The organism is Bifidobacterium samirii, assembly GCF_003952945.1.
Lineage (GTDB): Bacteria > Actinomycetota > Actinomycetes > Actinomycetales > Bifidobacteriaceae > Bifidobacterium > Bifidobacterium samirii.
In genome coordinates this window covers 26,050-39,166 of the sequence record NZ_QXGK01000008.1, presented here as the reverse complement: position 1 = coordinate 39,166, position 13,117 = coordinate 26,050, and the positions used below count along the sequence as shown (strand labels likewise).

Sequence of the window (13,117 nt, the reverse complement as noted above, 5' to 3'; positions counted from 1 at the left end):
GCGTACCTCCGGAATCGGGAACGGGGCGGCGGATCGCCGTGACGGTCGCCGCCGGCGGTGGTCTCCGCCGACGATTATCCGCCGCCCACGTTACCGGCATGTCTCACATATTCTGGCGTGTCGGGTTGCTATGTGAGATAATCCACGCCGCGACCGCCGCCGCGACATGGCAGAGCGCGAAGATCGCCGCGGCGATCGCGAGCGCCACGCAGGTGGCGATCAGCACGCGTCCGGACGGCACCCGCAGGGCGAAGAACGAGGCGACGAACGGGATGAACATGCCGGTCACGCCGGCCGCTGCGAACGCGGCGACGAGCGCGCCGCGCCAGGAGCGCAGCGGGCTGGCGACGCGGGCGAGCACGAACACGCCGAGCACGAACACGATGATCGCGCAGGTGGCGCGAAGCGACGCGAGGTCGTCGGCGACGTCCAGGTCCCATCCCATCAATCCGGGCAGGATCCATGCGGACAGCAGCACCGACAAGGCCACGGCGGTGCCGCCGGGCAGGGCGAAGCGTACGACGCGGCGTAGGAATCCGGGCAGGTAGCGGCGCGTGTTGGGCGCGAGCGCGAGGATGAACGCGGGGCAGCCGATGGTGAGCGCGCCCACGTAGGTGATGTGCCGCGGCAGGTACGGGAACGGGATGGCGGTGAGCACGACGCCCAGCGAGATGAGCGCCGAGTAGACGGTCTTGACGAGGAACAGGCTGGCGACGCGCTCCATGTTGGCCATGACCTGCCGGCCGCGGGCGACCACGTCGGGCAGGTGGCCGAAGCGCGAGTCGACGAGCACGACCTGGGCGACGGCCTTGGTGGCGGGCGCCGCGTTGCCCATCGCGATGCCCAGGTCGGCCTCCTTGATGGCGAGCGCGTCGTTGACGCCGTCGCCGGTCATCGCCACGACGTGCCCCCTGCGGTGGAGCGCGTCGACGATGGCCTTCTTCTGGTCGGGCAGGACGCGGCCGAGCACGTCGACGTCCTCGAGCACGTCGGCGAGCTCGTCGATGTCGGCGGGCAGGTCGCGCGCGTCCATCGCGCGCGGCGGGCGGTCGCCGGTCAGGCGCACCTTGGCGGCGATGGCGCCGACGGTGAGCGGGTTGTCGCCGGAGATGACGCGGCAGCGTACGCCCTGCTCGCGGAACCAGGCGAGTGTCGCTTCGGCGTCGGGGCGGATGCGTTCGGCGCACAGGACGAGGGCGACGGGCCGGGCGTGCGGGTCGAGCGTGGGGTCGTCGGCGACGTCGGCGGCCGTGCCGGACGTGCCGTCGGCGGACGGCCGTGCGGCGCGGGCGATGAGCAGCACGCGGCTGCCGTCGGCCGCGTAGCCTCCGACGCGGTCCAGCAGGGACGTATGGTCGCCGTCGAACGCGGCGAGGAGCACTTCGGGCGCGCCGAGATACCAGACGGCGTCGGCGGTCGCGACGGCGCTCCATTTGCGCGCGGAGGAGAACGGGACGCGCGCGGCGACGTCGCCGGCCGTGTAGCCGGCGTCGCGCAGCGCGTCGAGCACGGCTTGGCCGGTGGCGTTGGGCTGGGCTTCGTCCGACAGGTCGTACAGGGCCTGCGTGGCCTCGCGTTCGGTTACGGGCCGCTCCCCCGGCGTACCGTCGACCGCCGTGCCGACCGACGTGTCGCCGTCGATCATGATGAGCCGCTCGTAGGCGATGCCGCCGTCGGTGACGGTGCCGGTCTTGTCGAGGTTGAGGCAGTCGACGCGGGCGAGCGTCTCGACGGATTCGAGTTCCTGGACGAGCGTGTTGCCGCGGGCGAGCCGCATGGCGGCGATGGCGAAGTTGAGCGAGGTGAGCAGCACGAGTCCTTCGGGGATCATGCCGACGACGCCGGCGACGGCGGAGACGACGGCCTGCCGCCATGATCCGTCGGCGATCGCCTCGCTCCATCCGCCGACCGCATTGATCTGGGAGATGACGAGCGGGATGCACAATGGCACGACGAGCACGGTCATGAATTTGAGGATCGTGTTGATGCCCTTGTTGAGGTCGGACACGGTCTTGCGGTACACCTTGGCCTGGGCGGTGAGCCGGGCCGCGTAGCCGCGTTCGCCGACGGCGGTGACGCGGGCGAGGGCGCCGCCGGAGACGACGGTGGATCCGGAGTACGCCTGGTCGCCGACCTGCTTGCGCACGGTGCGTGATTCGCCGGTGAGCATCGATTCGTCGAGTTCGATGCCCCGATCGTCAATGATCTGCACGTCGGCGGGCACCTGTTCACCGGCGCGCAGCCACAGCAGGTCGTCAAGGACGATGTCGTCGTGGCCGATCTCGATGTCCCTGCCGTCGCGGCGGACCATGCAGGGTGCTTCGACGAGGATGGACAGTTTGTCGAGGGCGCGTTTGGCGCGCAGTTCGGTGACGATGCCGATGCCGGTGTTGATGATGATGACGAAGCCGAACACCGCGTCGCGCCATGATCCGGTGACGAGCACGAGGATCATCGCGGCGAGGATGATGCCGTTGAACAGGGTGAACACGTTGGCGCGCACGATGTCGAGCAGGGAGCGTGACGTGGCCGACTTGACGGCGTTGGTCTGTCCGCGGGCGACGCGGTCGGCGACGTCGGCGGCGCTCAGCCCGGGTTCCGTGGTGGTGGGCGTGGAAAGGCTCATGGCCTCCAGCCTACCGTGCCGTTCGCGCGGCGTGCTCGTCCCCGGGGATGAATCCGGGGACGTTCAGGGTGGACGGAGGTGGGAGGACACGGCCGGCCGCGGTTCAGCCGAGGGTGGTGACCATGATGTCGCGCCCGTGGGGCTTGTCGTCGATGATGGTGCGGGTCGCGTCGGCCAGCGGGGTCGCGTCCGCGGCACGGTCGTTGACGACGAGGTTGGCGGCGTACAGCGTGTCGTCGTCGGGCGGGGCGATCGGGTTGAGGAGGGCGACGGGGATGCCGGCGGCGCGCGCCTTGCCGAGCGCGTCGTCCCACGATGCGGCGTCGTCGGCCACATCCAATCCGCTGACGACGATGATCGTCGCCCGGCGTTCGACCAGGTCGGCGATGCCGCGTCGGGCGGCGTCGCCGGGGTCGTCCACACCGTCGGTGGACGCGTACACGGCATCCAGTCCGGCCGCATCGTACGCGTCGAGCGCCATCCGGTCGGCGTCGGCGCCCTGCATGCCGACCAGACCGACGAGGATCTCGGACGTGACCGCGCCCACGTGCGCCACGTCCGGGTCGTTCTCCTGCGTGTCCCCCACCGCCCGGCCGGCGGGCTCGCATGCGCCGAGCGTCAGCACGGTCGCGGCGGCCGCCAGCGCGGCGATCGCGCGCCGGCATGCCGCGTGTCGGTTCACGCCTGCTCCTTGCGGCGGAAGAGGGCGACGGTCTCGACGTGGTGGGTCATCGGGTAGATGTCGAAGGCGCGCACGTCGACCGGCTCGTAGCCGAGCGTGAGCAGCGTGCCGGTGTCGCGAGCGAGGCTGGTCGGATCGCAGGCGATGTAGATGATCGACTTCGCGCCGGTGGCGGCCATCTGGCGGCACACCTTGGCGCGGGCGCCGGCGCGCGGCGGGTCGAGGACGATCAGGTCGGGGTTCGCCAGGTGGGCGGGCGCATGCGCGATCGTGGCGGACACGTCGCCGCAGCGCGCGTCCACGTCGCTCAATCCGAGGTGGCGCAGATTGCGCTGGGCGTTGCGTACGGCGCCGCGGCCGCCTTCGACGCTGAGCATGCGCGTGCGCGGCGCGGCGAGCGTGGCCAGCGGCAGCGTGAACAGGCCGGATCCGGAGTACAGGTCCCAGATGACCGCGGACGCCTTGCTGTCCAGTTCGCGTTTGGCGAGCGTGATGACATGGTTGGCGAGGGCGACGGGCGCCTGGCGGTGGATCTGCCAGAAGCCGTTCGCGTCGACCGTGTATTCGAATCTCGTGCCGTCCACGTCGACGCGTTCGACGAGCGTGTCGGAGCCGGCGCGCAGCTGCCCGTCGACGAGCACCGCGTAGTTGTCGCCCGGATCGCCCTTGTCGCCCGCGTCGAGGCCGCCGTCGCGCGGTTCGGGCACCGACAGGCGGATCTGCGAGCCGGGTTCGAGGCCGCCGTCCCACACGTGCTGGGCGTCGGCGACGCCAAGCAGCGTCTTGGTGGCCAGGGGCATCGTGTCGAGCGGGACGCGCGTGTGCGAACCGCGGCGGCGCATCGAGGGGCGGCCGTCGTCGTCGGCGATCATCTCGATGCGGGTGCGCCAGTGGAAGCCGCCGAGCGCCTCGTCGCCGTCGATGCGCGTGACCGGCACGGCGATCTCGACGTGGCCGAGCCGGCTGAGCTGTTCGGACACGGTCACGGCCTTCCAGCGCAGCTGGCCGTCGAGCGAGACGTGCACGAGGTCGGCGCCGCCGCAGCCGCCGCCCATCGCGAGCGGTCCGGCGAGCGGCCATGCCGGCTCGACGCGGTCGGGGCTGGCTTCGAGTACGTCGACGACCTCGCCGGTCCAGAATCGGTCGTCGCGCTCGTGCGGCTCGTCGAGCCGGACGACGACGCGCTCGCCGGGCAGGGCGAAGCGCACGAAGACGACGCGCCCGTCGATGTGTCCGACGCAGCGTCCCTGGTCGGCGTAGCGTTCGATGCGTACCTCGGCGTCCATGATGTCCTTTCGCGGTCGTGGTGACGGTCGTTGGTTACGGTCGGTTGGCTGTTTCGATGATCGGATGACTGATGTCCGGTTCAGGCTGCGTCGGCGGCGCCGCCCCGTCGGCGACGGCCGAAGCGCCGACAGTCGCAGCCGCCGCCGCGGCCTTGTGCCGGTGCAGCGGCGTGGCGATGATCAGATACGATACCCAGATCGCCAGCGCCCAGAACGGGATGCCCATGAGCAGGCGGGCGGTGCCGAGCAGCACCACATGGTCGGTCAGGTAGAGCGGCACCTGCACGATCAGCCGCAGGGCGAACACGCCGGCCCACAGTGCGGTGACGGTCATGTACGCGCGCTTGAGCGCGGCGTCGCCCATCCAGTCGGCGAACCATGCGCGGAAGCGTTCGGTGGGGATCGTGCGGATGAACTCGACCATCAGGCCCAGCGCGGGCACGCGCACGGCCAGCGAGACGGTGAGCAGCACGAAGTACACGGCGTTGGTGATGAAACCGAACATGTAGTAGTTGCGCGCCTCATGGCTCTTCCACGCCCAGATCAGGCAGATGCCCACGGCGATCAGGCCGCTCAGCGCGCCCATCGCCGACTGGCGCTGGAGCAGGCGTACGATCACCTGCGCCACGGCCAGCACGGCGGACACGCCGACCGTCAGGTTGAGGTCGGACGTGACGACGAACAGCACGACGAACACGACGCCCGGCAGCATCGATTCGACGACGCCGCGCGGCCCGCCGATCGCGTCGACGACGGAGAAGTCCGCGTCGTCGCCCGCGTCGGCGAGCGACGCCATGCCGGTGCGGCGGTTCGCCGCGTTGGGGTCGTTGGACGGGGCCATGTGTCAGCGGACTTCGGAGAACATCGGGCCGCGCGACAGCGTGGTCTTGACCTCGACCTGCTGGTCGGAGTCGAACGGGCCGGTCGGCTTGTCCGGGATGGAGTCGAGGTGCTCCTTGCCGTCCGCGGCGCCTTCGGCGGCGGCCTTGGCGGCCTTGCGCGCGGCGGGGGCGACCGGCGGGTGCATCGGGATCAGGTCGCGCGGGGCCAGCGGGTCGGAGCCGCGGTCCACGACGATGTCGGCGAAGAAACGGTTGAGGGCGAGGGTCTCCGGATCGTCGGGCAGCACGGCCGCCTTGCCGGAGAAGATGCCGCGCAGCATCCAGCGCGGGCCGTCGACGCCGACGATGCGCGTGCGCAGCGTCTTGCCGCCCTTGACGGTGACCGGCAGCATCAGCTCTGTGCCGAACACGCCGGGCTGTTCGGTGGCGGCGGCGTTGCCTTCGAGCAGGTCGGCGCGCACGTCGTCCCACAGGCCCATCGTCTTGGGCGCGGCGAACGCCTCGATCTCCAGTCCGGACGTGCCGTAGGTGATGGTCGCGCCCAGGATCTGGTTGGTGGCGCGGTTCGCCTTGATGCGCAGGCCGATGCCCTGCAGGAACGGCAGATAGTAGGCGCCCAGGTCGAGGTGCGCGTCGTAGTCGATGACGTCCTCGTCGGCCACGTCCCACGGGCCGTACGATTCGCCGCGGCCCTCGTAGACGGCGCTCGGCTCGGTCGGGTAGACCGGTTCGGCGGGGGCGGCGTCCTCGGCGACGGCCTTGTCCTCTTCGGCGGCCGGCTCAGCGACGGCGTCGTCCTGATGCTTCTTCTTGCCGAATCCAAACAGTCCCATTGGTGTTCCTCATTTCATGTAACGGTTGGCTCCGACTAGCGTAGCACCATGCCTTGCGTTTGGCTGGAAGCCGTCCGTCGGACGCGCGGGCGCGTCGACAGGCCCGCGCGGCAGCGGACGGCGTGGATCACACGTCGTACGTGACGGACAGCGGCGCGTGGTCGGACCAGCGCGCGTCGTATGAGGGCGCCTTGTCGATGACGAAGCCGCGTGCGGTCTCGGCCAGTTCGGGCGTGGCGAACTGGTAGTCGATGCGCCAGCCCGTGTCGTTGTCGAAGGCGCGGCCGCGCTGGCTCCACCACGTGTACGGGCCCTGGATGCCGCCGGCGAGGTCGCGCACGACGTCCACGAACTCCAGTTCGCCAAGCCAGCGGTCCACGTAGGCGCGTTCGGCGGGCAGGAATCCGGAGTGCGTCTCGTTGGATTTCGCGTTCTTGATGTCCAGCGGCGTGTGCGCGATGTTGAAGTCGCCGCACAGCACGGCCTGGCGGCCGCCGTGCGCCGCCTCATCGCGCAGTTCGCCGAGCCGGCCGACCATCGCGTCGAGGAAGCGGTATTTCTGCGTCATCTTGACCGGGTCGTCGGCGTTGCCGGCGTGCACGTACACGCAGGCGACGGTCAGCGTGTAGCCCTGCGGCGTGGTCACGTCGGCCTCGACCCAGCGGCCGGAGTCGACGTCCTCGTCCAGACCGGGCAGGCCGATGCGGGTCTCGACGACCGGCAGGGCGCTGAGCAGCGCGACGCCGGCACGTCCCTTGACGCGGCACACCTCGTTGACGCAGGCGAGGGCGTCGGGCGAGCCGATGCGTCCGGCCGTCGCGTATTCGAAGCGGAATCCGTCGACGATGGGGTCGATCTCGGCCTGCGGGGCGCGCACCTCCTGCAGGCACCAGACGTCCGGCGTGTGACCGGCCGCCCAGGCGTCGACGCCCTTGCGCTTGGCGGCGCGCAGGCCGTTCACGTTCGAAGTGGTGATGGTGATGCTCATGCGCCCCACTATAGCGGGCATGTCGGCCCGGGCGCGGGTAGACTTGCAGCGGCAACGATTTCCACGCCGACTATGAAAGGAACATGCCCATGGCTTCCCAGCCCGAGGGTCTGGCGCTCGACGCCGACCTGCTCAAGCGCTATTCGCAGGAGTTCAACGCCGACCGCGCGAATCTGGTGGCCGCCAACGCCGCCGTCTCCAACGGCATCCTCCAGGCCGCGACCTCGTACCGCGGCGTGCGCGAGCTGCCGCGCACGTTCTCGATCGAGCTCAAGCAGGGTTCGATCACCAACCAGGAGCATTCCGGCCGCTGCTGGATGTTCTCCTCGCTGAACACGCTGCGCTACGAGCTGATCCACAAGTGGGATCTGGAGGACTTCGAGTTCTCCGAAAGCTACCTGTTCTTCTTCGACAAGCTGGAGAAGTCGAACTTCTATCTGGAGAACGTGCTCGCCACGCTCGACGAGGCGACCGACAGCCGCGTCTTCCAGTCCGTCAACGGCCTGCCGGCCGGCGACGGCGGCTGGTGGCAGATGTTCGTGCCGCTGGTGAAGAAGTACGGTCTGGTGCCCAAGGACGCCTATCCGGAGTCGGCCAACTCCCGCAATTCCGAGGCGTTCGAGCAGTATCTGAACACGAAGCTGCGCGAGTTCGCGGCCGAGCTGCGCGACGCCCACCGCGAGGGCCGGTCGATGGAGGAGCTGCGTGCGATGAAGGTGGAGCGCATGGGCGTCGTCTACCGCATCTGCGCGATCGCGATGGGCGAGCCGCCGGCGACGTTCGACCTGCTGCTGCGCGTCAAGGACGGCGACAAGGACGAGAAGGCCGATAAGGCCGGCGAGGCGACCGCCGAGGCCAAGGCCCCGAAGGGCGTCGACGCGCGCCGTCAGATCGTGGAGCGCGGCATCACCCCGCAGGAGTTCTACGCCAAGTACGTGGGCGTCGACCTCGACCAGTTCGTGTGCCTGACGAACTCGCCGCTGGCCTCCACGCCGTTCTACACGCGCTATCAGATCGCGTTCGAGGGCAACGTGGCCGAGGAGGCTCCGATGGACTTCGTGAACGTGCCGCTCGACGTGTTCCGCAAGGCCGCCGTCGACCAGCTGGCCGCCGGCCATCCGATCTGGTTCGCCTGCGACTGCATGCAGTTCTCGCTGCGCAAGGCCGGCGTGTTCGACGCGGCCACCGTGCGCGTGGACGAGCTGTTCGGCACCGAGTTCACGTCCGACAAGGCGCACGGCCTCGAATACATGGACTCCCCGTCGAACCATGCGATGACCCTGACCGGCGTCAACATCGACGCCGACGGCTACGCGGACCGCTGGAAGGTGGAGAACAGCTGGGGCAAGGACAACGGCGTGGACGGCTACTACGTGGCCTCCGGCGCCTGGTTCGACCGCTACGTGCAGGAGATCGTCATCCGCAGGGAGTTCCTGGACGAGGCGACGCTCAAGGCCGTCGAATCCGAGCCGGTGACGCTGCAGCCCTGGCAGCCGATCTCGCGCATCTGCCGCTGAACTCACTGAGCCAAGCTGATTCAGACCGATTCAAGCCGTTCCGGGGTTCGCTCCGGAACGGCTTTTTCGTGCCCGTACGGCACGGATACGGCACGAAAAAGTTCGGGCCCCTCCGAGGAGGGGCCCGAACTCATGTCAGGTGAAGGGAATCAGCCGATCAGGCGGATCACTTCTCCCAGCCGACGTTCTCCGGGTGAGCGGTGAAGTACAGGCGGAAGCCGGCGGAGTAGCCGGCCGGGCCGTAGTTGGCCAGGCCCTTCTTGACGGCGATGGTGATCTGGCCGTTCGCCCACGGAATCTGCGCGTACAGCTCCTGGGCCTTCTTCTCGGCCTTGTTGAACTGGGCGATGGCCTCCTTGGAGTCCTTGATGCTCGTGACGCCCTTGAGCAGCTCGTCGATCTCGTCGGTGCCGGTGAAGGAGAAGTTCGAATCGGAGGTCGAACCGTAGAGCTGGTAGGAGGACGAGGAGTAGCCGAACGGGTCGGAGGCACCCCAGCCGAGGCCGATCATATCCCAGTCGCCGCTGGAGACGGTCTTGGAGAAGTCGGCGGACGCCTTGACGTCGCTCTCGACCTTGATGCCGGCGGCCTTGGCCATCTTCTGGATGGCGCCGGTGATGGCCTTGGAGGTGGCGGAGTCACCGAAGGTGGTGTAGGTGATGGCGGCGGTCTTGCCGTCCTTCTCGTAGTAGTCGCCGTTCAGGGTGTAGCCGGCGTCCTCGAGGGTCTTCTTCGCGTTCTCGGTGGAGTACGCGGCGTCCTTCGGCATGTTGTCCTCGTAGCCGCCCTGGAACTGCGGGAGGATCAGGGAGCCCGGAACGTCCTCTTCCCAGTCGGTGCCCTGGAAGGAGATCTTCTGCAGCTGGGAGCGGTCGACCGCCTGGACGAAGGCCTTGCGCAGCGCAAGGTCGGAGACGCTCTTGGCGTTGATGGTCAGGGTCGAGACGCCCGAATCGTAGCCGCGGCGGAAGTAGGCGTCCTCACGGCTCTTGGCGTTGGTCATGGACTCGGCGCTGGAGGCGCCGGAGGCATCGGTCTCGCCGTTCTTGAAGGCGTTGAGCGCAGCGGAGTCCTCCATCTGCTTGAGCACGATCTTGTCGAGCAGCGGAGCATCGCCCCACCACTTCTCGTTCGGCACGAAGGTCACTTCGGAGTCGGAGCTGGACTCGACCTTGAACGGGCCGGCGCCCCACTCGTCGGAGTGGGAGTCGTTCTGCCAGCCCTGGGCGAAGACGTCGGCGCCGCCGGCGTAGGCCTCGGCCGGGTAGAGCATGTTGAACAGGGACTCGTACGGGTAGAAGTCCTTCTTGAAGGTCACGACGACCTGCTTGTCGGAGTCGCCCGCGGTGACGGACTCGATGTCCTCATAGCCGGCGGTGATGGCCGGGGTGAAGTTCTCGTCGGAGCCGTTCATGGCCTTCCAGGTGGACTCGAAGTCCTTCCAGGTGATCGGCGTGCCGTCGTTCCAGGAGGCCTTCTCGTTGATGTTGAAGACGATGGTCTCCGGGGAGTCGGAGGTCTGCTCGACGGAAGTGACGTAGTTCTTGTTCGGCTCGATGGTGGAGCCGTCGACCGAGTACTCCCAGATGCGCGGCATGTACAGACGCCACATGCCGTCCATGTACGTGGTGTTGCCGTTGGTGCTCAGGGCGTTCCAGTCCGGGCCGATCTCGACGGTGGCCAGGGTCAGGGTGCCGCCCTGCTGCAGTTCGTCGCGGTCCTTCGGGTTGTTGTAGGCCTTATCGGTCTCGGGCTTCGGGAAGGTGCCGTCGTAGTTGACCGGCACGCCCTCCTGCGGCTCCGCGGTGACAGTGGTGTTGGTGTTGTTATCGCCGGCGTTGCTGCTGTTGCCGCAGCCCGCCATCGCGAACAGCGCGGCCGCGGACACGGCCAGCGCAGTCGCCTTGCGCATGGTAGATGCGAACTTCATGGCATCTTTCCTCTCCTGAACGGCCGAGTTGCGCGTGCCGTTCGTTCTCCTTGCTATAGGTCGCAACTAAACCCGTGATGGTACACCACGTTTTGTTAACAATGGTTGCATGGGTCCGAAACATGGACCCATGCAACGTCTGTACGACGATGCCCCGGCTCGCCGGCGAGGTCTCGGCCGGCGGGTCGGGGCATCGGACGGCCGTTAGAACGGCGTCGATTCGCTGGTCACGTCCAGCGGGAAGTGGCAGGCGTACTCGGTCGCGATCTGCTCGTCGGAGCCGAGCACCGGACGCTGCGTCTCGCACATGCGCTGGCGTTCGGGGCTCAGCGTGAGCTTGACGGGGCAGCGCGACGCGAAGCGGCAGCCCAGATGCTTCTCGGCCGGGGACGGCAGGTCGCCCTTGAGGATGATCCGCTGGCGGGTGCGCTCCACGACCGGGTCCGGCACCGGGATCGCGGACAGCAGGGCCTGCGTGTACGGGTGGCGCGGATGGGTGAAGACGTCCTCGGTCTCGCCCAGCTCGACGACCTGGCCCAGGTACATGACGGCCACGCGGTCGGAGATGTGGCGGATGACCGCCAGATCGTGCGCGACGAACAGGTACGAGATCTTCAGCTTGGCCTGCAGGTCCTCGAGCAGGTTGATGATGCCCGCCTGGATCGACACGTCGAGCGAGGCGATCGGCTCGTCGAGCAGCAGCACCTTCGGGTCGGTGGCCAGGGCGCGCGCGATCGAGATGCGCTGGCGCTGGCCGCCGGAGAACTGCGACGGGAAGCGGTCGACGTAGTCGGGGTTGATGCCCACGAGCTCCATCAGCTCGCCGATGCGCTCGTTGATGCGCTCCTTGCTCCACTTGTGGGCGCGCATCGGCTCGGCGAGCACGTCGTAGATCGGCATGCGCGGATCGAGCGAACTCATCGGATCCTGGAAGATGATCTGCAGGTCCTTGCGCAGCGCCTTGCGGTCGGCGCGGCTCTTCAGCTCGGCGAGGTCCTTGCCGAGCACGACGATGCGGCCGTCCTCCGGCTTGAGCAGGTTCATGATCTCCATGAGCGTGGTGGACTTGCCGGAGCCGGATTCGCCGACCAGCGCCAGCGTCTCGCCCTGGCGGATCTTGAACGTCACGTCGTCGACGGCGGCCACCTGACCGACCGTACGGCGGAACATGCCGCCGCCGGTGAGCGGGAAGTGCTTGACGAGATGCTCCACGTCGAGCGTCACCGGACGCTGGTCGCGCGGCACCTCGGCCCAGTCGGCGGGCAGGTTCTCCGGCACCGGGAACACGTCGGTGTACTTCATGTTCTTGGACACGATCTCGTCGAGTCGGCGGCAGGAGGCCAGATGGCCGTTGGCGGGGTCGACGACCTCGAGGTCCGGCTCGGCCTGCGAGCACTCGGGGGTGGCGAGCGGGCAGCGCGGGGAGAACGGGCATCCCTTGGGGATGTCGACGAGCGACGGCGGGTTGCCCTGGATCGGCACGAGACGCTGCGAGGCGGCGACGTGCGGCTTCGGGACGGCGCCCAGCAGGCCCATCGTGTACGGCATCGACGGGTGCTGGAAGATGTCGTCGATGCTGGCGCGCTCGACGGGACGGCCCGCGTACATGACGAGGATGTCGTCGGCGGCGCCGGCCACGACGCCCAGGTCGTGCGTGATGAGCACGACGGCGGCGCCGGTCTCCTTCTGCGCCTTGGCGAGCACGTCGAGGATCTGGGCCTGGATCGTCACGTCGAGCGCGGTGGTCGGCTCGTCGGCGATGATGACGTCGGGGTCGTTGGCGATCGCGATGGCGATCATCACGCGCTGGCGCATGCCGCCGGAGAACTGGTGCGGGAAGCTGGTCAGACGCTCCTCGGGCTGCGGGATGCCCACGAGCTCGAGCAGTTCGACGCAGCGGTCGTGCACCTGCTCCTTGGTCATGTCCGGATGGTGCATGAGCAGGCCCTCGGCGATCTGGTCGCCGATGGTGAACATCGGGGTCAGGGCGCTCAGCGGGTCCTGGAAGACCATGGCGATGCGCTCGCCGCGGATGGTGCTCAGCTGCTCGTCGGTCTTGCCGATCAGCTCGATGCCGTCGAGCTTGATGGAGCCCTCGACCTTGGCGTTGTCGTCGAGCAGGCCGATCAGGCTCAGCGCGGTGACGGACTTGCCGGAGCCGGACTCGCCGACGATGCCCAGCGTGCGGCCGCGCCACAGGTCGAAGTTGACGCCTCGCACGGCGCGGCAGACGCCGGCCTCGGTGTTGAAGGAGACCTTGAGGTCGCGCACCTGCATGATCGGGTCGCCCTGCGGCGCGCCCTTGGGACCGTTGCCTTCGAGCAGCTCGTATCGCAGGATGTCGTCGCGCACGAGTTCGGTGCGCTCCAGCATCACGGGGTCGTTAGCGTTCTTACGGTTCTTCATCGTTGTC

9 protein-coding genes are annotated in these 13,117 nt (G+C 68.5%); 1 reads left to right on the top strand and 8 read right to left on the bottom strand.

The window, feature by feature from the left end:
- Window positions 1-103: 103 nt before the first annotated feature.
- The 6 genes from D2E24_RS05170 to D2E24_RS05145 form a co-directional block, all read right to left on the bottom strand.
- The gene (locus D2E24_RS05170; protein ID WP_125968259.1) at window positions 104-2,626 is read right to left on the bottom strand and encodes an HAD-IC family P-type ATPase; all 2,523 of its coding nucleotides are present in this window, start codon (window positions 2,624-2,626) and stop codon (window positions 104-106) included.
- A gap of 103 nt (window positions 2,627-2,729) precedes the next feature.
- Entirely contained in the window at window positions 2,730-3,308 is a 579-nt protein-coding gene (locus tag D2E24_RS05165) for a sugar ABC transporter substrate-binding protein (protein WP_125968258.1), read from the bottom strand.
- Complete coding sequence (locus tag D2E24_RS05160) at window positions 3,305-4,594, bottom strand: class I SAM-dependent RNA methyltransferase (RefSeq protein ID WP_125968257.1); 1,290 nt, start codon at window positions 4,592-4,594, stop codon at window positions 3,305-3,307. Before D2E24_RS05160 ends, D2E24_RS05165 begins: the two co-directional genes overlap by 4 nt.
- A gap of 34 nt (window positions 4,595-4,628) precedes the next feature.
- On the bottom strand, window positions 4,629-5,435 hold the full coding sequence (locus D2E24_RS05155) for a DUF3159 domain-containing protein (RefSeq protein WP_125968256.1): 807 nt from the start codon (window positions 5,433-5,435) through the stop codon (window positions 4,629-4,631).
- Window positions 5,436-5,438: 3 nt separating this feature from the next.
- On the bottom strand, window positions 5,439-6,269 hold the full coding sequence (locus D2E24_RS05150) for a DUF3710 domain-containing protein (RefSeq protein WP_125968255.1): 831 nt from the start codon (window positions 6,267-6,269) through the stop codon (window positions 5,439-5,441).
- A 127-nt stretch (window positions 6,270-6,396) separates the two neighbouring features.
- Window positions 6,397-7,257: an exodeoxyribonuclease III gene (locus tag D2E24_RS05145; protein WP_125968254.1), complete on the bottom strand. Its 861-nt coding sequence runs from the start codon at window positions 7,255-7,257 to the stop codon at window positions 6,397-6,399.
- A gap of 83 nt (window positions 7,258-7,340) precedes the next feature.
- Between D2E24_RS05145 and D2E24_RS05140 the strand changes: the two genes are divergently transcribed.
- Entirely contained in the window at window positions 7,341-8,774 is a 1,434-nt protein-coding gene (locus D2E24_RS05140; RefSeq protein ID WP_164521020.1) for a C1 family peptidase, read from the top strand.
- A gap of 166 nt (window positions 8,775-8,940) precedes the next feature.
- On the opposite strand, the gene D2E24_RS05135 is transcribed toward D2E24_RS05140, so the two are convergent.
- Window positions 8,941-10,704, bottom strand: a complete 1,764-nt coding sequence (locus D2E24_RS05135) for an ABC transporter family substrate-binding protein (protein ID WP_125968253.1) — start codon at window positions 10,702-10,704, stop codon at window positions 8,941-8,943.
- A 204-nt stretch (window positions 10,705-10,908) separates the two neighbouring features.
- Window positions 10,909-13,110, bottom strand: coding sequence for a dipeptide ABC transporter ATP-binding protein (locus tag D2E24_RS05130; RefSeq protein WP_420897477.1), 2,202 nt, complete (start codon window positions 13,108-13,110; stop codon window positions 10,909-10,911).
- Between the last annotated feature and the right edge of the window lie 7 nt (window positions 13,111-13,117).